The sequence below is a fragment of the Phytohabitans kaempferiae genome (genome assembly GCF_042433955.1).
GTDB lineage: Bacteria > Actinomycetota > Actinomycetes > Mycobacteriales > Micromonosporaceae > Phytohabitans > Phytohabitans kaempferiae.
In genome coordinates, this window is the sequence record NZ_JBHLUH010000036.1 from 110,056 (window position 1) to 129,318 (window position 19,263).

The following is a 19,263-nucleotide window of genomic DNA, read 5'->3' on the forward strand; positions in this document are numbered from 1 at the left end:
CGGTGTTCGTGACGCTGCACGCCTGGCGGGTCCCCGGCTGTGCCGTACCGCGCGCGCTGGTCCGGATGGCCGTCGACCGGCGGCGGCTGCGCGCGATCCCCGGCGTCCGCTTCGCCAAGCTCCTCGGCACCGGTACGGGCGACGGCTTCGGCCCCACCGACGCCGACCCGACCCGCTACGCCGCCCTGCTCGTGTGGGACGACCACGCGGCGGCGGGCGGCTTCGACGGCTCGCCGGTGGCCCGCGCGTGGCAGCGCATCGCCACCGGACACGTCCGGATCGACCTGCGCCCGCTGGCCAGCCGGGGACGGTGGTCGGGCGTGGCGCCGTTCGGCGAGCCGAGGGGCACCGCGGAGGGCACGGTGCTCGCGCTCACCCGGGCCCGGCTGCGTCCCCGCAAGGCGGTCACCTTCTGGCGGGCCGTCCCACCGGTCGCCGCCGCGGTGGCCGACACGCCTGGCGTACTCGCCCGCTTCGGCATCGGCGAGGCGCCGATCGGCTGGCAGGGCACGGTCAGCGTGTGGCGGAACACCGCAGACCTCGTCGAGTTCGCGTACCGTCACCCGGAGCACCGGGCGGCGCTTCTCCGCACACCGGCCGAAGGGTGGTACGCGGAGGACCTGTTCGCCCGGTTCGCCGTACTGGAGGTAATCGGCGACCGTAGGGTCGTGGGCTGGGGCGACGGAGGGGAGCGCGGGCGCGCATGAGGTTGGTGCCGTGGATGCCGGACGACCTCACCAGGCGGCTGGACGACGTCGTCGCGGTGTACGGCGAGGCGATGGGCTACCGGGCCGAGCTGCTGGAAGCGCGGCGCGGCTACATCGCCACCCACACGCGGCGTCCCGGCTTCCGGGCGGTGGCCACGCTCACCCGCGACGGACACCTGGTCGGCTTCGGCTACGGCTACACGTCGGCGCCCGGCCAGTGGTGGCACGACCAGGTGCGCGGCGCGCTGAGCGAGGAGACGCGCAAGACCTGGCTCACCGACTGCTTCGAGGTGGTCGAGCTGCACGTGCGGCCGCCGGCACAGGGGCACGGCGTGGGCGCCCGCCAGCTCCGCACGCTGCTCCGCATGGCCACCGGCGCGACCACGCTGCTCTCCACCCCCGAGGCCGACGAGTGGCAGTCCCGCGCCTGGCGGCTGTACCGGCGCTTCGATTTCGTCGACGTGCTCCGCGACTTCCGCTTCCCAGGGGACGAGCGGGCGTTCGCCGTGCTGGGGCGGCAGTTGCCACTGCCCTCGTGACAGGGCGCCTGCCCTGGGTCCTGCTCGGCGGCCTCGTCCTCGTCCAGATCAGCTACCCGCTCACCGGCGGCGGCGCCCGCGCGGTGGTCACCGTGGTGACGGTGGCGCTGGGGTTCGCCACCTCGGTCAGCCACGCGCTGCTCACCCGGGGCGCCCGCACCGCCGCCCTGCTCGTCGCGGTGACCGCGGGCGGCGGCTTCGCGGTCGAGGCGCTCGGCGTGGCGACCACCCTCCCGTTCGGCGAGTACGCGTACTCCGGCGAGCTGGGCCCGCGCGTGGCCGGCGTGCCCGTGGTCGTACCGCTGGCGTGGACCTGGATGGCCTGGCCCGCCTGGCTCGCGGCGGTGCGCGTGGTCCGCTCCCGGCCGGCCCGCGTGGCGCTCGCCACGGTCGGACTGGCCGCCTGGGACCTCTTCCTCGACCCGCAGATGGTCGCCGCGGGGTACTGGACCTGGGCCGACCCGCACCCCGCCCTGCCCGGGGTCCCCGACGTACCGATCGGCAACTACCTCGGCTGGCTCGCCGTGGCCCTGGTGATGATGCTGCTGCTCGGCGTGGCCGACCGCACCGGTACGCGGCGGGGCGACACACCGATGTACGCGCTCTACCTGTGGACCTACGTCGCGAGCATCCTGGCCCACGCGGTCTTCCTGGAGCTGCCCGGCACCGGCTCGGCGCTGTGGGGCGCGCTCGGCATGGGGCTGCTGGCCGCCCCGCTCGCCTGGTCGCTGCGGGAAGCGCCGCCGTGAGCGAGCGAACGACCAGGCATGGCGCGCCTGGAGTCTCGCGACCGCCGACGGCGCGGCGAGGACTGCCGTGAGCTGGCTGCTCGTGGCGGTGGTCGCCGCGCTCACCGCGCACACCGTGGTCAACGCGCGGCTGCTCCGCCGCCCCACCGCTACCTCCACTGTGGAGGAACGGGTCGCCGTGCTCCTGCCGCTGCGGGACGAGGCCGGCCGCGTGGCGCCGTGCCTGCGCGCGCTCCGGGCCCTGGAAGGCGTGCCGCGGCTGGAGGTGATCGTGCTGGACGACGGCTCCACCGACGGCACCGCCGACCTGGTCCGCGCCCACGGCCTGCGGCTCGTCGCCGGTACGCCCCCGCCGCCCGGCTGGCTCGGCAAGCCGCACGCCTGCCACCAGCTCGCCGCCCTCGCCCCGCACGCCACCGCGCTGGTCTTCGTGGACGCGGACGTGGTGCTCGCCCCGCACGCCGTCGCCGCCGCCGTCACCGAGCTGCGCGCGGCCGGAGTCGACCTGCTCTCGCCGTACCCGCGGATCGTGGCTGGCACGGCGGGCCAGCGGCTCGTGCAGCCGCTGTTGCAGTGGTCGTGGCTCACGTTCCTGCCGCTGCCCGCGATGGAACGCTCGCCGCGCCCCTCGCTGGCGGCCGCGGGCGGGCAGTTCCTGGTGGTGGACCGGGCCGGCTACGACCGGGCGGGCGGCCACGCGGGCGTCCGTGACCAGGTGCTCGAGGACGTGGCGCTGGCCCGCGCGGTCAAGCGCTCCGGCGGGCGGATCGCGCTCGCCGACGGGTCGGGGCTGGCCACCTGCCGGATGTACGCTTCCTGGGGCGAGCTGGTCGCCGGGTACACGAAGTCGCTGTGGGCGGCCTTCGGCTCGCCGGCCGGCGCGGTCGCCGTCGTGGCGCTGCTCCTGCTCCTGTACACCGCCCCCCTGCTCCTGGTCACCGTCGCTCCGGCGGCCGGGCTGTGCGCGTACCTCATGGGGGTCTCGGGGCGTGTGGTGGCGGCGCGGGCGACCGGGGGTCGGGCCTGGCCCGACGCGGCGGCCCACCCGGTTTCGGTCGTGGTGTTCGCGTGGCTGGTGGCGCGCTCCTACCGCGAGCGGCGGCGGGGCCGGCTGGTCTGGCGAGGTCGGAGGGTGCCGTGAACGTGGTCGTGGTGGGCGCGGGCGTCGGCGGGCTGGCGGTGGCCGCGCGCCTGGCCACCGCCGGGCACCGGGTGACGCTGCTGGAGCGGGGCGACGCGGTGGGCGGCAAGCTGGCCCGGTACGCGCGGGACGGCTTCGTCTTCGACACCGGTCCCAGCCTGCTGACGCTGCCGGAGGTCTTCGGCGACCTGGTCGAGCCGGTGCCGCTCGACCCGATCGTGCGTCACCGCTTCCCGGACGGCACGGTGCTCGACTCGTGCCGCGACCCGGACGCCTTCGCCGAGCGGATCGGCGCGGCACTCGGCCCCACCGCGGCCGCCGAGTGGCCCGCCCTGTGGCGGCGGGCGGCCCGGATCTGGGGCGCCTCCTGGCGGCACGTGCTCCGCACCGAACTCGCCGGGCCGCTGGCGACGGCCCGGCTGGCGTGGCGGCTGCCCGACCTCTGGGCGATCCGCCCCGGGCAGACGCTACGCGGGGTGGGGGTACGCGACCCGCGGCTGCGGATGTTCGTCGACCGGTACGCCACCTACGCGGGCGCCGACCCCCGCCGGGCGCCCGCCGCGCTGCTCGCCGTCGCGTACGCCGAACTCGCCTTCGGCGGCTGGTACCTGCCCGGCGGCCTCGCCACGCTCGCCGACGCGCTGCTGTCGCGGTGCCTGGACCTCGGCGTGGTCGTCCGCACCGGGTCCGCGGTCACCGCCATCGACGCGGCGGGCGGGCGGGTCCACGGGGTACGGGTGAACGGCGCCCGCCTCCCCGCCGACGTGGTGGTGACCGATGTGGACGCCCGCGACGTGTACCGCGACCTGCTGCCCGCACCGCGGCGGCTGGCCCGGCTCGCCGACCGCAGCCTCTCCGGGTTCGTGCTGCTGCTGGGGATGCGCGGCGAGTCCGGCCTGGCACACCACAACGTGTACTTTCCGGATGACTACGACGCCGAGTTCGACGCGGTCTTCGGCGATCCGGGGCGGGGCGTACGCGCCCGCCCGGCGCCCGACCCGACCGTGTACGTGACGGTGGCCGCCGACCCGCTCGTCCGTCCGGCCGGGCACGAGGCGTGGTTCGTGCTGGTCAATGCGGCGCGGCAGGGCACGGCACCGGACGCGGTGGACTGGCGGCGCCCCGGGCTCGCGGACGCGTACGCCGACCGGATCCTGGAGGTGCTGGAGTCGCGCGGCGTCCCGGTCCGCGACCGCCTGGTCTTCCGCGAGGTGCTGCCGCCCGGCGAGTCGATCTACGGCACGGCCGGGTCGCTGGTCCGGCCGGCCAACCGGGGTCCGGTGGAAGGGCTGTTCCTGGTCGGCGGCTCGGTGCATCCCGGGGGCGGCCTGCCGATGGTCGCGCTGAGCGCCGAGATCGTCGCGACCGCCATCGCCCCCGCCCGCCGCTGACCCCGCCGCGCTGCCGGCCCTTCCACCGGCGGCCCGTCGGCCTGCCCGGCGGTCAGCTCAGCGCAGCGCGCGGTGGAAGGCGGCCAGCAGCTGGAGCAGGCCGACGAAGGCGAGCAGCAGCCACACCGCCGTGACCACCGTGATCGTGCCGGCGGGCAAATCGGGCTGCACCGCCCCCGCCACGCCCGCGATCAGCAGCCCCACGAACGCCACCGAGACCCGCGTCGGCCGCTCCGCCACCGTCACCACGCCGATGTCGCGCATGCCGGCGGCGGTGACCCGGGCGCGCACGTACTCGTGCAGCCAGGACAGCCCGGCGGCCACCACCACCAGCATCGCCGGCGCCCCCACCAGCCAGAACGCGACCAGCCAGGCCGCCTCGCCCAGCCGGTCGGCGACCGAGTCGTACACGTAGCCGATCCGGGTCGCCCGGCCGGAGACCACCGCGGTCGCCCCGTCGGCGCTGTCCGCTATCGCCGCGAGCAGCACGAACACGGCCGCGATGGTGGGCCGGTCGGCGAGCACCGGTACGGAGACCGAGAACACCAGCCCGGCGAACGTGACCCCGGACGGCGGGATGCCGACGCGGGCGAGGCCCGACCCGATCGCGTACGAAATCCGCAGCCAGCCGCGCACCAGCGGACCAGCCTCACGCGGGTCGAACCCGCCGTGCAGCCGGGCCCACGCAACCGCGTACTCGTCCCAGCCCAGCCGCCCTTTCCCCACTTTCGGATCAACCGTCTGAGGGGCCGATCAGACGCGGGCGCCGACTGGAAGGTTCTGCCAGACCTCGCGGGTCGCCGTCGAACGGTTGAGCGTGATGAAGTGGATGCCCGGCACGCCCTCGTCGAGCAGCCGCGCGCACATCTCGCTGCACTGCTCGATGCCGAGCTGGCGCACCGCCTCGGCGTCGTCGGCGATCCGCTCGAAGCGCTCGAGCAGCGCGGGCGGAAACGGCGCACCGGAGAGCTGCTCGGACCGCTCGATCGTGGCCATCCGGGTCACCGGCATGACCCCGGGCACGATCGGCGTGTCGCAGCCCGCGGCGGCCACGCGGTCACGCAGCCGCAGGTAGTCGTCGGCGTCGAAGAACATCTGCGTGATCGCGAAGTCGGCGCCGGCCCGGCACTTGTCGATGAAACGGGCGGTGTCGGTGGCGATGTCGGTCGAGCGGGGGTGCTTGTACGGAAAAGCGGCCACCCCCACGCAGAAGTCACCGGAGTCCTTGAGCAGCCGGACCAGATCCGCCGCGTACGTCACGCCCTCGGGATGGCGCACCCACTCGCCCATCGGGTTGCCCGGGGGGTCGCCCCGCACGGCCAGCACGTTGCGCACGCCCACGCCGGCCAGCCGGCCGATCACGTGGCGCAGCTCGGCGACCGAGTGGTTGACCGCGGTGAGGTGGGCCATCGGCAGCAGCGTGGTCTCGGTGGCGACCCGCTCGGTGACCGAGACGGTGGTGTCGCGGGTCGACCCGCCCGCACCGTAGGTGATCGAGACGAAGGACGGCCGCAGCGGCTCAAGCTCCCGGATGGCCTGCCACAGCAGCGACTGCCCCTCCGGCGTCTTGGGCGGGAAGAACTCGAACGAGAACGTCGGCACCGGGCCGGCGATCAGGTCACCGATCGACGGCTGGGAGCCGCCAGGGAGGACGGAGGGGAGACCGAGTGCCACTCAGAGACTGTATCCGTTGTGCCCGACCCGCAGCCGGACCGTCTCAGAGCGTGGCGGTGACCAGGGCCGGGCGCCCGTACGGATCTTCCGCGCCGGAAAACGTCGTACCCGCGCGGTAAGAGATTGAGCCGCGCGGGTGCCCGCTCCCGGCCCCACGGGGTTGATCGGCCGGGAGCGGCGCCCGAGGGGGTTACGGGGGCGTCCGGCAGCGCCCGGGGGGTTGGGTGCTGCCGGGCGGCCGAGGGGTCCGCACGTGCGTCGAGGAGGTTGTGACACACCCGAAGGGGCTGAGACTCGCCGTGTCCGAGGGACGCACCGCCCAGGATCCGGGCGGCACGCCATCACCATCCACCGCGCCCGGTTCGCTGGGCGCCCTGTTGGCCGCGCTCCGGCTGGCGCGCGGCTGGTCGCAGCTGCGCGTCGCGGAGCAGCTCACCGCCGCCGCCGGCCTGCACACGGTCAGCCGGCACGAGGTCAGCCGCTGGGAGCGCGGCGAGCGGGTTCCCGGCGACTTCTGGCTGGGCTGGCTCGCGGTCGTGCTCGACGTGCCCGGGGGCGAGCTCACGGTCGCCGCCGAGGGGTCACGCCGGGGTCCCGCCCGGCGCACCGCGCCCGCGCCGCCGCCGGTCGCCGGCCAGGCCGACCTGCTCCAGCTCGCCCACGCGTGGCTCGCCGACCCCGCCGGCTCGTTCGGGCGCGGCGCCCGCGCCGGCGGTGCCGTCCCCACGCCCCGGTCCGCCGGGAGCCCGGATCGGCCGGCGCGGCCCGGCGGCCGTCCACTTCGCTCCGGTGAGCCGGCGGTCAGGCGGGGCGAGCGGCGGCCCGACCCGGCGCCGCCGGGCCGAGCCGGCGCGCGTGACCTGTCCCACCTCGACCTGCTCGCCGCCTGGCTGGCCGGCACACCGGGCGGTGCCGTGGCGGCGGGCGGCCGGCGTGGTGACCCGGCCGACGCCGTCGCCGCGACCGTGGCCGCCCTGCGCCGCCAGGACGACCTGGTGGGCGGGGCCGACCTGGCCGGGCCCGCCGGGCGCGAGCTGGGCGCCGCGCTCGGCCCGCCGGAGGGGGCGCCGGTGAGCCGCCGGCTGCTCGGGCTGGTGGCGGAGGCGGCGCAGCTCACCGGCTGGCTCGCCGCCGACGCGGGCGACGCCGAGGGCGCGCTCACCGCCTACCGCACGGCCCTCGCCGCCGCGGCCGGTGCCGGCGACCGCCCGCTCGCCGCGCACGTCCTCGGCTCGGCCAGCCACCTGCTCGCTGGCCAGGGCGACCCGCGCGGCGCGCTGCTGCTGGCCCGCACCGGCCTGGCCGGCGCCCGCCGCTCGGCCCCGGCCACGCTGCGGGCGTTGCTGCTGCACCGGGTGGCGTTCGCGGCGGCCCTGTGCGGTGAGCGGCGGGCCGCGCACACCGCGCTCGGGCAGGCCGCCACCGCCGCCGCCCGGCGTGACCCGGCGCACGATCCGTCCTGGCTGTACTGGCTGGACGAGGCGGAGCTGGCCGCGCTGACCGGCCGCTGCCTCGCCGCCCTCGGCCGCCCGCTGCGCGCCGAGCCGCTGCTCACCGCGGCCGTGCGCCGCACCGGTCAGCCGCGCACCACCGCGCTGTACGGCGCCTGGCTTGCCCGGGTTTGCCTGGATCTGGGCGAGGTGGAGCGGGCCGGCGAGGTGGCCGGCACCGCGCTGCTCGACGCGGTGCGCTCCGGCTCGGCGCGGGCGGCCGCCGAGGTCACCGGCGTGCGGTCGCGGCTGGCCGCGCACCGCGACGTGCCCGAGGTCCGGCGCTACGCCGAGCTGGCCAGCGCCTGCCGCCCCTATCTGCCCGAAGTTGCACGGAGCGAGTCCCACAGGGCATTGGAGATCAGGAGCGACTAGCGTCGTGATGTGGCAGCAGACGACCCCCTCTCGTCGCCCGTCGACCGCGCCGACCTCCGCACCCGTGTCGACAAGGCGCTCGCCGAGTTCCTCGCGCGGCGGCGCGACTGGCTCGCCACCGTCGATGAGGCGGTGCTCCCGATCGCTGACGCGGTCGAAGACTTCGTGCTCGGCGGGGGCAAGCGCCTGCGCCCCGCGTTCGCCTACTGGGGCTACCGGGCCGCTGGCGGCCTCGACTCCGACCGGGTCGTGGCGACCGTGGCCGCGCTGGAGTTCGTGCAGGCCAGCGCGCTGATCCACGACGACCTGATGGACCGCTCCGACACGCGCCGGGGCGAGCCGGCGATCCACCGGCGGTTCGCCGCCCACCACCGCGCGGCGGGGTGGCGCGGCGACCCCGACGCGTTCGGCGACTCGGCCGCGATCCTGCTCGGCGACCTCTGCCTGGTCTGGTCCGACGAGCTGCTGCACGCGGGCGGGCTGCCGCCGGAGACGCTCGCCCGGGCCCGTCCGGTCTTCGACGAGATGCGCACCGAGGTGACGATCGGGCAATACCTCGACGTCTTCGCCCAGGCCACCGCCCACACCTCGGTCGAGCTGGCCGGCAAGGTCGCCCGGTACAAGGCGGCGAAGTACACGGTGGAGCGTCCGCTGCTGCTCGGCGCCGCGCTGGCCGCCGCACCGCTCACGGTCGAGGACGGCCTGTCGGCGTACGGGCTGCCGCTGGGCGAGGCGTTCCAGCTCCGCGACGACGTGCTCGGCGTGTTCGGCGACCCGGCGCAGACCGGCAAGCCGGCCGGCGACGACCTGCGCGAGGGCAAGCGCACCTACCTGGTGGCGGCGGCCTTCGAGGCGGGCGGCGAGGCGGAGCGCGCGGTGCTGGAGGCGCACCTCGGCGACCCCGCCCTCGACCGGGCCGGCGTGGCGGCGCTGCGCCAGGTGATCACCTCGACCGGCGCGCTCGACCGCACCGAGGCCCGGATCGCCGAGCTGACCACGGTCGCGCTGGAGGCACTGGCGGCGGTCGAGGTCGAGCCCGAGGCGCGCGAGGTGCTCACCGGCCTGGCCGCGGCCGCGACGGCCCGCACGGAGTAGGCCGAGCCCCGCCGACCGCTGCCGGCCGCACGCCCGAGCACCGGGCCGGCGCGGCTCAGAGCATCGGGATCGTGCCGGCGCCGTCTGGCTCCTCGACCGGCCCGACCCCGCGCAGCAGCACGTAGAGCGGCGGCACCCCGGCCGTCGCGCGCGCCCCGATCGCCCCGTCGAAGACCTGGTACGCCTGCTGCCACGCCTTCGGGTCGGTGCGGGCGAGCGTGCCGTAGTGCTCCCAGAGCAGCACGTGCCCGGCACCGGTGAGCCAGGAGAGGTCGCCGAGGCAGTCGGAGAACGCGTTCCAGTTGCGCCCGAACCAGCCGGGAAACGCCAGCTCCTCGGCGCACCGGTCGAAGAGGTCGAGCCGCCCGGTCAGCGCCCGGCCGTCGAGCGGATGCACCGCCCACCCCGCCGCGGCCAGCTCGCGGCGCACGGCACTCGGATGCGCCCGGGACAGCCAGCGGTAGACCCCCGGCGGGCGAACACCGCCGAGGACCGCGACGAGCCGAGTCGTCACCAGGCTCCCCCTCCTGAGCCTCTCCCCCGCGCGACACCGGATCACGGCCCCCCGACCACCGACGCGCGCCTGTTGGCGAAGTGTCCCCGCCGCGCCCCGTCCAGGCAACCCCGCCCGCTGCCCGTCCGGGGGACGGGAACGGGGCGGAAGGCCCTATCCGGGCACGCTCCGGTCACGCGCGCCCCACCAGGACCACAGCGAGAGGGTGAACAGGACCAGCGCGAAGCCGAAGAGCAGGTCCTCCACCGGCGCGTACGCCAGGCGGAGGCCCAGGATGGCGTCGGGGTCGTAGCGGACGATCCCCCGCCCGGTCAGGATGCCGTTGGAGATCAGCTGGAAGAACACGATGATCGGGTACGTCAGCCAGAAGACCCGCCGCCGCAGCAGGCGCGTACGCAGCACGAAGATGTCGACGATCACCGCACCGGCCACGCCCAGCAGCGCCGCCGCCGTGTAGGTCACCGGTCGCCCAGCGTCTTTCGCACGGCCTCGAAGCCGAGCACCGCGCACATCGGCACCACGACGAAGAAGAGCAGCTCGTCGAGGGGGAGCCCACCGGGGAACACGAGACCGGTGGTCTGTGCCGGGTCGAAGGTCCAGTGCCCGGCGGCGATCGCCGCCAGATCCCACAGCACGAACACCACCACGACCGGCGCCAGCGTCAGCAGCAGGCGCCGCCACTGCCGCACCACGCCCACCCGCAGCACCGGCTCCAGCCAGAGCGCGCAGACGAGGCAGCCGGCGAGCACGGCCAGGTAGGTCAGGTGGCGCACGGTCAGAAGCCCAGCGCCTGCGCCCGCCGCTTGACCTCGGTGGCCCGACCGGTGCCGAGAGCATCGGCGGGCACCCCCGGAAGTGTGTCGTCGGGCTCGTAGAGCCACCGCAGGGCCTCTTCGTCGTTGTACCCAGCGTCGTGCAGCAGGGTGAGGACGCCAGGGAGGTGCTTGAGCACAGTGCGGTTGGCCACCAGCTCGGCGGGCACACGCAGCGCGCCGTCCCTGCGCACGGCGAGCAGGGCGCGGTCGCGGATCAGCTGGTTGACCTTGTTGACCGGCAGGTCGATGCGCTCGGCGACCTCCGGCAGGGTCAGCCACGCGGCGGGTCCACCGGAGACCGGTGACGAAGAGGCCGGTGACGAGGAGGCCGGTGCGGAATCGGTCACCCGCTCACCCTGCCACGCCCTACCCGACGCACACCAGCACCCCTGACGTACTCGTACCCTCGCGCGTTACGGCGGCCCCAGCCGGCGGACGTGCCCGTTTTCGGGCGGCGGTGACCCCTGGCCGGCCGCCGGAAGGACCTTGTCGTGAGGAACGTAGGCCGTGAGGTGTCGGGCGCCTGGCGCTCGCTCCGGTACGACCTGTCCCGCCGGTCGGCACGGCCCGCCGCCGCCGACGACGCGCCGACCCAGCTGATCTACCCGGCGTACGAGCCGGCGCACCGCCCGCGGCGGCGGCTGATGGCGGCGACCACGTTCGGCGTGCTCTCGCTGGTGGGCGCGGCCGGCACCTACTTCGCGGTGGTGAACGGCCTGAGCGCGCTGGCGAGCGAGGAGGATGCGCCGCCGGACCGGCTGCCCGCGGTGGTCGGTACCACGTCGCCGAGCCCGACCGCTCGGGGCGTCGCGCCGGTACCCAGCCCGTCGGCGAGCCGGTCCACCGCGCCGCCGCCCACGACGCCGAAGCCGAGCCCCACCGGGCGGGAGGGCATCGGGCGCGCCACGGCGACGCCGACCCCCAGCCCGACCTGTGCCTGCGTGACTCCGCCGGTGCCGAAACCCACGTCGCCGCCGCCGATCACGAAGACTCCGGATCCCTCGCCGACGAGCGCGGATCCGGATCCGACGGGTACCTCCTCGCCCGATCCCACACCCGGACCGAGTGACCCGCCGACCGCAGGTGGATAGGCTCCTGCCACCGGCCGCGCGGAAGACATAGACTGCCTGCCGATGGAGATACAGGTCGCCGACACGCTACTGGGCACGCTGGTCGACGGGCGCTACCGCATCCGCGGTCGGGTCGCCCGCGGCGGCATGGCGACCGTGTACATGGGCGTGGACGAGCGGCTGGAGCGCACGGTCGCTCTCAAGATCATCAACCCCGCCCAGGTACGCGAGACGCGGTTCGTCGAGCGGTTCACCGACGAGGCCAAGACGATCGCCCTGCTCACCCATCCCAACGTGGTCGCCGTCTACGACCAGGGCACGCACGGCGGCCTGCCCTACCTGGTGATGGAGTACGTGCGCGGGCGCACCCTGCGCGACGTGCTCGCCGAGCGCGGCCGGCTCAACCCGGGCGAGGCGCTGGCCATCCTGGAGCAGATGCTCGCCGCCATCGCCGCCGCTCACCGGGCCGGGCTGGTGCACCGCGACGTCAAGCCGGAAAACGTGCTGGTCGCCGAGGCGCCGAGCGGCGGCTCGGGCAACCTTGTCGACAGTGTGGTGAAGGTCGCCGACTTCGGGCTGGCCCGTGCGGTCGAGGCGAGCGCCGACGACGAGGTCGGCGGCCAGCTGATGGCCACGGTGGCCTACGTGGCGCCGGAGCTGGTCACCAACGGTCACGCCGACGCCCGCACCGACGTCTACTCCGCCGGCATCGTGCTCTTCGAGATGCTGACCGGCCGCGTGCCGTACGACGGCGACAAGCCGGTGGAGGTCGCCTGGCAGCACGTCGACCGCGACGTGCCGCCGCCCTCCTCGATCGTGCACAACCTGCCCGAGGCGCTCGACGACCTGGTCGCCCGGGCCACGCGGCGCGACCCGGGCGCCCGCCCGACCGACGCCGGCGCGCTGCTCGCCGAGGTGCAGCAGGTCCGCGACGACCTGGGCAACTCGGCCAACGCGAGCACCGCCGTCCTGCGCCAGGTGGCCCAGCCCACACAGGTCATCGCCCCGGTCTCGCCGATCGACCGGCCGGCGTGGGCGCGGCTGCCGGAGCAGAAGCCGCCGGTGACGGGCCGCCGCCGGGCCGCGCCGCCGCCCCCGGAGGGCCTCGGCGAGCGGCTGGGCAGCCTGCGTCTGCGGCTGCTCGGCGACCCGCGGGCCCGCCTCGCGGTGGTGGCCGCCGCGGCGGTCCTGCTGCTGCTCGCCGTGGTCGGCATCTGGTGGGCCGGCTTCGGTCGCTACACCGTCGCCCCGGAGCTGGTCAGCATGACCAAGACCGAGGCGGAGGCGCAGGCCGCCAGTGGCGGCTTCTCGGTCAGGTACGCGGATCCGCGCTACCACGAGGAGATCGCCCAAGACGTGGTCCTCGTCCAGGACCCGCCGTCGACCGCCCGCATCGTCAAGGGCGGCACGATCACGCTGACCCTCTCGCTCGGCCCGGAGCGCTACGAGGTGCCCGACGTGGTCGGCAAGGACCTCGCCCAGGCAAAGGTCGACCTGGAGGGCGCCAAGCTGGTCGTCAAGGAGGCTCCGGCGAGGTTCGACGACCGGCTCCCCGCCGGCATCGTCCTGTCGGTCGACCCCAAGCCGGGCACACCGCTCAAGCCCGGCACGACGGTCACCCTGACCGCCAGCAAGGGACGCGCGCCGATCACGGTGCCCGAGGTCGTCGGCAAGAACATCAACGACGCCCGCGCCGAGCTCCAGGCGCTCGGCCTGGTGGTCGTCGAGCAGTACAAGGACGACAACCGGGCCAAGGACCAGGTGATCGCGCAGACCCCGGCCAGCGGCTCGGGCGTCGAGCAGGGCGCCGAGATCAAGCTCGAGGTCAGCAAGGGCCCGCCGCAGGTCATCGTCGCCCGGGTCGTCGAGCTCCCCTGCCAGCAGGGCAAACAGGTGCTGGAGGGCCAGGGCCTGCGGGTCCGCGTCGACTTCAACCCCAACGGCACCGTGGGGATCCAGAACCCGCCGGAGAACACGCCGGTGGATCCGGGCACCGAGGTCGTCATTGGCTGCTTCTGAGGCCGCCCGTCGACGGTCCGCGCCCGGCAGGGCCGCCAAGCGACCGGCAACCACATCCGCGCCCGGCCGAGCCGCCAAGCCGGCAGCCACGGTCGCGCCCGGCACCACCGCCAAGCGGCCGGTCGGCTCGCACACCCCCACCGCGGGCGGCCTGGCGAAGGCGGCCCTGCCGTACGTGGACGGTGCCGAGTCCGAGGTCGCCCAGGTCTACGTCTCCAACTCGCGGGGCTGGGCGCTGCCGCCCGGTGACCCGGCGCAGGACGAGGCGTTCCTGGCCGGATGCGCCGAGCGCGGGCTCGCCGCGTACATCCACGCGTCGCTGCTGGTCAACCTCGGTTCGCCGACACCGGCCACGGTCGAGCGGTCGGTCGCCACGCTCGCGCACGCCCTGACGCGGGGCGCGGCGATCGGTGCCGCCGGGGTCGTCTTCCACGCCGGCAGCGCGGTCGACGAGGGGTACGCCGGCGTCGCCATGAAGCAGGTACGCGAGGCGCTGCTCCCCCTGCTCGACCGCGCCGCGGCGACCGGCGGGCCGAAGCTGCTCGTGGAGCCCACTGCGGGCGGCGGGCGGTCGCTGGCCTCGCGCGTGGAGCACCTGGCGCCCTACCTCGACGCGGTCGAGCGCCATCCCTGGCTGGGCGTCTGCTTCGACACCTGCCACGCCTGGGCGGCCGGAGAAGACCTGGCCACGCCGGGCGGCATGTCGGCGACGCTGGACGCGCTGGTGGCGGCGGTGGGCCCGGACCGGCTGTGGCTCGTACACGCCAACGACTCCCGCGACCCGTGCGGCTCGACCCGCGACCGGCACGAGACGATCGGCAAGGGCATGATCGGCGAGGCCGCGTTCGGCGAGCTGATGCGGCATCCGGCGACGGCTGGCGTACCCGTGGTGGTGGAAACGCCCACCGAGGGATTTGTGGGTCATGCGTCGGACATTGCCGCCCTGAAACGGCTACGGCCTCTTGCGTGACCTGGAGTTTTAGGGCAACCTTACTGAGGCCAGGCTAACCACAGTAGGGGCTTTCGATGTACGTCTGCATCTGCGCACGCGTCCGCGAGGGCGAGGTCCGCGCAGCCATCCGGCTGGGGGCCCGCTGCGAGGAGTCGGTGGGCGACGCGTGCGGCGCCGGCACCGGTTGTGGCACCTGCCTGGACCGCATCTGTGACCTGATCGACGAGGAGAACTCCGCCGACACGTTGCTCCCACTAGCCGCCTGACCTGCGCAACGGCGTAGGCTCACCCCCACACGTACATCCTGTGAGGGGTCTTTCGGCATGCAAGGCGACGCTCGCGTCATCGAGTTTCTCAACGAGCAACTGACTGCGGAGTTGACCGCGATCAATCAGTACTTCCTGCACGCGAAGATGCAGGAGAACTGGGGCTACACCAAGCTCGCCAAGTTCACGAAGCACGAGTCGATCGACGAGATGCGGCACGCCGAGGTGCTGACCGACCGCATTCTCTTCCTCGACGGCCTGCCCAACTACCAGAAGCTCTTCGCGCTCCGGATCGGCGAGACGGTCAAGGAGCAGTTCGAGTGCGACATGAAGATCGAGCTGGAGGCGGTCGATCGGCTGCGTCGCGGCATCGAGTACATGCGGTCGATCGGCGACATCACCTCGGCCAAGATCTTCGAGGACATCCTCGAGGACGAGGAGCACCACGTCGACTACCTCGAGACCCAGCTCGGCCTGATCGAGAAGCTGGGCGAGGCGCTCTACCTGCAAAACGTGACAGAGCACCCCGACCCGTCGTAGCTCAGCCCCGCCCGAGCCGCGCGGCGTAGGCGTCGCGCAGCTCCTCCCAGCCGTACTTCTTGGCTTCCTCCCCGACGATGGCCCCGAGCGGCCGACCGACGAGCAGCCACTCGGCCACGTCGAGGCAGATGTGCCAGCCCGCCGCGACCATCGGCATCCAGGTGCGATCCGCAGGTAAGCTCGGGCCGTGACCCGCATCGAGGTACACGCCGCGCACGCGTCACGGTGGGACGACCTGGTCACTGTTCGGACCCCGCAGGGCCCACTCGGGCTGCTGGTGCATGTGGTTCCGGATGCGGGGGTCGTGAAACCGCGGAGGGTGCGGCCGCGGGAGCGGCGGTCTGGACCGCGACGCACATCGCGGTAGCCCGGATCTGTCTCTTGGAACCGACGCCTAGCCCTTGAGGATCCGGGTCAGCACCTCGATCGCGCGGTCGATGGCCGGGTCGTCGAGGTCGAGGTGGGTGACCAGGCGGGCGACCCGCGGCCCCAGCACCGAGACCAGCACGCCCTCGGCCCGCGCCGCCGCGCCCAGGGCCGGCGCGTCGATGGCGGCGTGGGTGAGGTCGAGGGCCACGATGTTGGTGCGGACGGTGCCCGCAAGCACGCCGAACGGCGCCAGCGACTCGCCCAGGCGCGCGGCCCGGGCGTGGTCGTCGGCAAGGCGGTCGATGTGGTGGGCGATCGCGTACCGGCCGGCGGCGGCCAGCACGCCGGCCTGCCGCATGCCGCCGCCCAGTCGCTTGCGGATGACCCGTCCCTCGGCGATCCGCTCGGCGCTCCCCACCACGAGCGAGCCCACCGGCGCGCCGAGGCCCTTGGAGAGGCAGACCGAGAGCGTGTCGAAGAGCGCGCCGTACGTCGCGAGGGGCACGCCCTCGGCCACATGGGCGTTCCAGACGCGGGCGCCGTCGCAGTGCAGCGCGAGCCCGGCGGTGTCGGCGACCTCGCGCAGCCGCTGGAGCGTGGCCAGCGGGATGACCTCGCCGCCCCGCCGGTTGTGGGTCTGCTCGACCGCGATGGCGCGGGTCGGCACGGCGTGGAAGCCGTCCGGGCGGATCATCGCGGCCACCACGTCGGGGTCGATCGCCCCGCCCGCCGGCGGCCAGGTGCGGGTGGAAATGCCGCCCAGCGCGGCGGCGGCGCCCACCTCGTACGTCACCACGTGCGCGTCGGCGTCGCAGAGCAGCTCGCTGGCCCGGGGCGTGACGAGCTGGAGCGCGATCTGGTTGGCCATCGAGCCGGTCGGCGCGAAGAGTGCGGCCTCGTGCCCGAAGAGCGCGGCGACCTCGGCCTCCAGCGCGCTGACCGTCGGGTCTTCGCCGTAGACGTCGTCGCCCAGCTCGGCCTCGGTGATGGCCCGCCACATGCCCGGCGTGGGCTTGGTGACCGTGTCGGAGCGCAGGTCGACCGGGGCTGCCTCAGCCACGCAGCATCTCCGCCACCAGGAAGGCCAGCTCCAGCGACTGCTGCGTGTTGAGGCGCGGGTCGCAGGCGGTCTCGTACCGGTCGGGCAGGTGCACGTCTTCGATCGCCTGCGCGCCGCCGAGGCACTCGGTGACGTCTTCCCCGGTCAGCTCGATGTGCAGCCCGCCGGGGTGCGTGTGCAGGTTGCGGTGCACCTCGAAGTAGCCGAGCACCTCGTCGATGATCCGGTCGAAGTGGCGAGTCTTGTAGCCGTTGGACGACTCGATGGTGTTGCCGTGCATCGGGTCGCACTGCCAGACCACCTTGGCACCGCTCGCGGTCACCTTTTCCACGATCGGCGGGAGCGTGTCGCGCACCTTGTGGTTGCCCATCCGGGCGACCAGCGTGAGGCGGCCGGGGATGTTGTCCGGGTTGAGCTTTTCGCACAGCTCGATCGCCTGCTCGGGCGTGGTGGTGGGGCCGATCTTGACGCCGATCGGGTTGGCCAGCCGGGAGATGAAGTCGATGTGCGCCCCGTCGATCTGCCGCGTGCGCTCGCCGACCCACAGGAAGTGCCCGGAGAGCCCGTACGCCTTGCCGCTGGCGACCCGGGTCAGCGCCCGGTCGTACTCCAGCGCCAGCGCCTCGTGGGAGCAGTAGAGCGTGACCGTGCGCAGCGCGTCTTCGTCGGTCATGCCACACGCCTGGATGAACGCCAGCGCCCGGTCGATCTCGCGGGCGATCGCCTCGTAGCGCTCACCGGCCGGCGAGGAGCGCACGAACCCCTTGTTCCAGTCGTGCACGGCGTGCAGGTCGGCGAGGCCGCCGTTGAGGTAAGCCCGGAGCATGTTCATCGCGGCGGCGGAGTTGGCGTAGGCCCGGATCATCCGCTGGGGGTCGGCGACCCGCGCCTCGGGAGTGGCCTCCAGCGAGTTGATCATGTCGCCCCGGTAGGCCGGCAGGCCGAGCGCGTCGGTGAGCGCGGAGCGGGGCTTGGTGTACTGCCCGGCGACGCGGGCCACCTTCACCACGGGGAGTGACGCCCCATATGTGAGCACGACCGCCATCTGGAGCAGCGTGCGCGCGTTGGCGGAGAGGTGGCTGTCGGTGTTGTCGGAGAACGTCTCCGCGCAGTCGCCCCCCTGAAGCAGGAACGCCTCGCCGGCCGCCACCAGCGCCAGCCGCTCGCGCAACTGGTCGACCTCGTAGGGCGCGACGATCGGCGGCACGCTGTCGAGCACCGCGCACACCTCGTCGACCACCGCGGTGTCCGGCCACGGCGGCGTCTGCGCCCGGGGCAACGTCCGCCAGTGATCAAGGCCCAGCGCCCTGACCTCGGGAGAATCGTCGGTCGGGCGTCCGATCTCGAGCCCGGGGTTACGCACCTGGTGCCACTCCTGACGCATGTCAGAGAGCCTACGGTGCCCGGGGCGGGGCGTGGGAGTGACCCGCCTCCCACGCCCCGAACACTCCAGCGTTATTGAATGGTTTCACGCTCCAGAGCACCATCTGCCACGATCACCCGGTACCGCCGACGGAGCGACTTCCCTGCCCGGATGACCAGCGGCCGCTCCCAGGCGAGCGCGGCGCAGACGCCCGGATAGTCGGCCGCCCGCACGAACCAGCGATCATCGTCCTCGATGCCCGAGAAGATCAGCGTGTATCCCTCGCCGCGCACCGCCAGCCACGGGTCGCCGCTGCCGTTGCACTTCTCCTCGCCTTCCACAGTGGACGTGAACAGCTCCGGCTCGCCCGGGGTCAGTCGCCAGAAGAAGCCGCCGTAGCCCGCGCCGCCGGGTCGCCCGTTCGTCGCCGGGCTGCCGAGGGTCACGTCACGCTCCGCCGGAGCCGTCAACGAGAACGCGAACGACAGCGCCCATCCCCGCGGCGCCGGCTCCGCCTCGATCAGCCGTTCCTCGATCAACAGGGTCTCGCCCGCCGGGTCGAGCCACCGCAACCGCTCGGCCAGCCGCGACTCGCCCCGCTCCAGCCACGCGTCGTGGACGATCCGTCCGTGGTCGTCGAGCCAGGTGTAGCCGGCGTCCCGCACGTACGTACGCCCGCCCCACAGGTTGGTGCCGTCGACGTCCTGCATCGCCACGCTCACGCCCAGGTGCCAACGGTGGTCCTCGGGCAGCACGTCGGTGAGGGTCACCCCGCCGAGCGTGCGGACCGGATGCAGGTACGGGCGGGGTCCATGCTTCGGGTCGATCTCCGGCTCCACGACGTACTCCGCGACCGACCGTCCGGCCACCTGCAAATCCACCATTTCGGCCCCTCTGGAAAGCGCTTGCCTATATTCATGGCACACTACGGTGTGGGGAGGCAAGCGGGCAGAGGGGAGCCGACGAGTGGCGGGACCAGCGGTGAGCATCCGCGACGTGGCCAACCACGCGGGGGTCTCCGTCGGCACGGTGTCCAATGTGCTCAACCGCCCCGACATCGTGGCGAACGCGACGCGCTCCCGTGTGCTGGCGGCGATCAGCGAGCTGGGCTTCGTCCCCAACGACGCCGCCCGC

23 protein-coding genes are annotated in these 19,263 nt (G+C 74.2%); 13 read left to right on the top strand and 10 right to left on the bottom strand.

The features are described from left to right. Window positions 1-2: 2 nt before the first annotated feature. From ACFFIA_RS18250 to ACFFIA_RS18270, 5 genes are all read left to right on the top strand, one after another. On the top strand, window positions 3-707 hold the full coding sequence (locus ACFFIA_RS18250) for a monooxygenase (RefSeq protein WP_377252523.1): 705 nt from the start codon (window positions 3-5) through the stop codon (window positions 705-707). Beyond that, window positions 704-1,246: a GNAT family N-acetyltransferase gene (locus tag ACFFIA_RS18255; protein WP_377252525.1), complete on the top strand. Its 543-nt coding sequence runs from the start codon at window positions 704-706 to the stop codon at window positions 1,244-1,246. The genes ACFFIA_RS18250 and ACFFIA_RS18255 overlap by 4 nt, the downstream gene beginning before the upstream one ends. Continuing rightward, window positions 1,243-1,995, top strand: coding sequence for a carotenoid biosynthesis protein (locus ACFFIA_RS18260; RefSeq protein WP_377252527.1), 753 nt, complete (start codon window positions 1,243-1,245; stop codon window positions 1,993-1,995). Before ACFFIA_RS18255 ends, ACFFIA_RS18260 begins: the two co-directional genes overlap by 4 nt. A 67-nt stretch (window positions 1,996-2,062) precedes the next feature. Next, a complete protein-coding gene (locus ACFFIA_RS18265; protein WP_377252529.1) occupies window positions 2,063-3,136 on the top strand; it encodes a glycosyltransferase family 2 protein in 1,074 nt (357 codons plus the stop codon). Continuing rightward, window positions 3,133-4,527 (top strand): phytoene desaturase family protein, encoded by a 1,395-nt coding sequence (locus ACFFIA_RS18270; protein WP_377252531.1) that lies wholly within the window; start codon window positions 3,133-3,135, stop codon window positions 4,525-4,527. Before ACFFIA_RS18265 ends, ACFFIA_RS18270 begins: the two co-directional genes overlap by 4 nt. Before the next feature lie 57 nt (window positions 4,528-4,584). Here the strand turns inward: ACFFIA_RS18270 and ACFFIA_RS18275 are convergent, their stop codons facing one another. Beyond that, the gene (locus ACFFIA_RS18275; protein WP_377252533.1) at window positions 4,585-5,253 is read right to left on the bottom strand and encodes a CDP-alcohol phosphatidyltransferase family protein; all 669 of its coding nucleotides are present in this window, start codon (window positions 5,251-5,253) and stop codon (window positions 4,585-4,587) included. Window positions 5,254-5,280: 27 nt separating this feature from the next. Beyond that, on the bottom strand, window positions 5,281-6,201 hold the full coding sequence (metF, locus tag ACFFIA_RS18280) for a methylenetetrahydrofolate reductase [NAD(P)H] (RefSeq protein ID WP_377252535.1): 921 nt from the start codon (window positions 6,199-6,201) through the stop codon (window positions 5,281-5,283). A 269-nt stretch (window positions 6,202-6,470) separates the two neighbouring features. On the opposite strand from metF, the gene ACFFIA_RS18285 reads away from it, so the two are divergent. Beyond that, window positions 6,471-8,066 (top strand): NsdA family TPR-like regulatory protein, encoded by a 1,596-nt coding sequence (locus ACFFIA_RS18285; RefSeq protein ID WP_377252537.1) that lies wholly within the window; start codon window positions 6,471-6,473, stop codon window positions 8,064-8,066. A 9-nt stretch (window positions 8,067-8,075) separates the two neighbouring features. Further along, entirely contained in the window at window positions 8,076-9,161 is a 1,086-nt protein-coding gene (locus ACFFIA_RS18290; RefSeq protein WP_377252539.1) for a polyprenyl synthetase family protein, read from the top strand. 55 nt (window positions 9,162-9,216) lie between these two features. Here ACFFIA_RS18290 and ACFFIA_RS18295 read toward each other — a convergent pair whose 3' ends face one another. From ACFFIA_RS18295 to ACFFIA_RS18310, 4 genes are all read right to left on the bottom strand, one after another. After that, window positions 9,217-9,675, bottom strand: a complete 459-nt coding sequence (locus tag ACFFIA_RS18295) for a barstar family protein (RefSeq protein ID WP_377252541.1) — start codon at window positions 9,673-9,675, stop codon at window positions 9,217-9,219. A gap of 153 nt (window positions 9,676-9,828) precedes the next feature. Further along, on the bottom strand, window positions 9,829-10,137 hold the full coding sequence (locus ACFFIA_RS18300) for a lycopene cyclase domain-containing protein (protein ID WP_377252543.1): 309 nt from the start codon (window positions 10,135-10,137) through the stop codon (window positions 9,829-9,831). Next, window positions 10,134-10,448, bottom strand: a complete 315-nt coding sequence (locus ACFFIA_RS18305; RefSeq protein WP_377252545.1) for a lycopene cyclase domain-containing protein — start codon at window positions 10,446-10,448, stop codon at window positions 10,134-10,136. Before ACFFIA_RS18305 ends, ACFFIA_RS18300 begins: the two co-directional genes overlap by 4 nt. 2 nt (window positions 10,449-10,450) lie before the next feature. Continuing rightward, the gene (locus ACFFIA_RS18310; protein WP_377252547.1) at window positions 10,451-10,837 is read right to left on the bottom strand and encodes an Rv2175c family DNA-binding protein; all 387 of its coding nucleotides are present in this window, start codon (window positions 10,835-10,837) and stop codon (window positions 10,451-10,453) included. A 144-nt stretch (window positions 10,838-10,981) separates the two neighbouring features. On the opposite strand from ACFFIA_RS18310, the gene ACFFIA_RS18315 reads away from it, so the two are divergent. From ACFFIA_RS18315 to bfr, 5 genes are read left to right on the top strand one after another with little or no spacing between them, the layout of a single operon-like run. Continuing rightward, window positions 10,982-11,581, top strand: coding sequence for a hypothetical protein (locus ACFFIA_RS18315; protein ID WP_377252549.1), 600 nt, complete (start codon window positions 10,982-10,984; stop codon window positions 11,579-11,581). A gap of 42 nt (window positions 11,582-11,623) precedes the next feature. Further along, window positions 11,624-13,579 carry a Stk1 family PASTA domain-containing Ser/Thr kinase gene (gene pknB, locus ACFFIA_RS18320; protein WP_377252552.1) on the top strand — a complete coding sequence of 652 codons (1,956 nt, stop codon included), beginning with the start codon at window positions 11,624-11,626 and terminating at the stop codon, window positions 13,577-13,579. After that, complete coding sequence (locus ACFFIA_RS18325; protein WP_377252554.1) at window positions 13,566-14,549, top strand: deoxyribonuclease IV; 984 nt, start codon at window positions 13,566-13,568, stop codon at window positions 14,547-14,549. Before pknB ends, ACFFIA_RS18325 begins: the two co-directional genes overlap by 14 nt. 56 nt (window positions 14,550-14,605) lie before the next feature. Then, window positions 14,606-14,797: a (2Fe-2S)-binding protein gene (locus tag ACFFIA_RS18330; protein WP_377252556.1), complete on the top strand. Its 192-nt coding sequence runs from the start codon at window positions 14,606-14,608 to the stop codon at window positions 14,795-14,797. Between the two features lie 57 nt (window positions 14,798-14,854). After that, entirely contained in the window at window positions 14,855-15,337 is a 483-nt protein-coding gene (bfr, locus tag ACFFIA_RS18335; RefSeq protein WP_377252558.1) for a bacterioferritin, read from the top strand. A 1-nt stretch (window position 15,338) separates the two neighbouring features. Here bfr and ACFFIA_RS18340 read toward each other — a convergent pair whose 3' ends face one another. The 4 genes from ACFFIA_RS18340 to ACFFIA_RS18355 all read right to left on the bottom strand — a co-directional run bounded on the left by ACFFIA_RS18340 (window position 15,339) and on the right by ACFFIA_RS18355 (window position 19,013). Further along, on the bottom strand, window positions 15,339-15,494 hold the full coding sequence (locus ACFFIA_RS18340) for an SRPBCC family protein (protein WP_377252560.1): 156 nt from the start codon (window positions 15,492-15,494) through the stop codon (window positions 15,339-15,341). A gap of 237 nt (window positions 15,495-15,731) precedes the next feature. Beyond that, window positions 15,732-16,766: a threonine aldolase family protein gene (locus ACFFIA_RS18345; protein WP_377252562.1), complete on the bottom strand. Its 1,035-nt coding sequence runs from the start codon at window positions 16,764-16,766 to the stop codon at window positions 15,732-15,734. Beyond that, window positions 16,759-18,150 (bottom strand): class II 3-deoxy-7-phosphoheptulonate synthase, encoded by a 1,392-nt coding sequence (locus ACFFIA_RS18350; RefSeq protein WP_377252564.1) that lies wholly within the window; start codon window positions 18,148-18,150, stop codon window positions 16,759-16,761. Before ACFFIA_RS18350 ends, ACFFIA_RS18345 begins: the two co-directional genes overlap by 8 nt. A 71-nt stretch (window positions 18,151-18,221) precedes the next feature. Further along, window positions 18,222-19,013, bottom strand: coding sequence for a DUF6807 domain-containing protein (locus tag ACFFIA_RS18355; protein ID WP_377252566.1), 792 nt, complete (start codon window positions 19,011-19,013; stop codon window positions 18,222-18,224). A 112-nt stretch (window positions 19,014-19,125) separates the two neighbouring features. Between ACFFIA_RS18355 and ACFFIA_RS18360 the strand changes: the two genes are divergently transcribed. Further along, window positions 19,126-19,263, top strand: a 138-nt coding sequence (locus tag ACFFIA_RS18360) for a LacI family DNA-binding transcriptional regulator (protein WP_377252572.1), incomplete at its 3' end; no start/stop codon positions are given.

Excerpts from the sequence above, each read along its gene's own strand:
- ACFFIA_RS18255 (WP_377252525.1), top strand. The coding sequence starts at position 704 with ATGAGGTTGGTGCCGTGGATGCCGGACGACCTCACCAGGCGGCTGGAC.
- pknB (WP_377252552.1), top strand. The coding sequence starts at position 11,624 with ATGGAGATACAGGTCGCCGACACGCTACTGGGCACGCTGGTCGACGGG.
- ACFFIA_RS18330 (WP_377252556.1), top strand. The coding sequence starts at position 14,606 with ATGTACGTCTGCATCTGCGCACGCGTCCGCGAGGGCGAGGTCCGCGCA.
- bfr (WP_377252558.1), top strand. The coding sequence starts at position 14,855 with ATGCAAGGCGACGCTCGCGTCATCGAGTTTCTCAACGAGCAACTGACT.
- ACFFIA_RS18340 (WP_377252560.1), bottom strand. The coding sequence starts at position 15,494 with ATGCCGATGGTCGCGGCGGGCTGGCACATCTGCCTCGACGTGGCCGAG.
- ACFFIA_RS18350 (WP_377252564.1), bottom strand. The coding sequence starts at position 18,150 with ATGCGTCAGGAGTGGCACCAGGTGCGTAACCCCGGGCTCGAGATCGGA.
- ACFFIA_RS18355 (WP_377252566.1), bottom strand. The coding sequence starts at position 19,013 with ATGGTGGATTTGCAGGTGGCCGGACGGTCGGTCGCGGAGTACGTCGTG.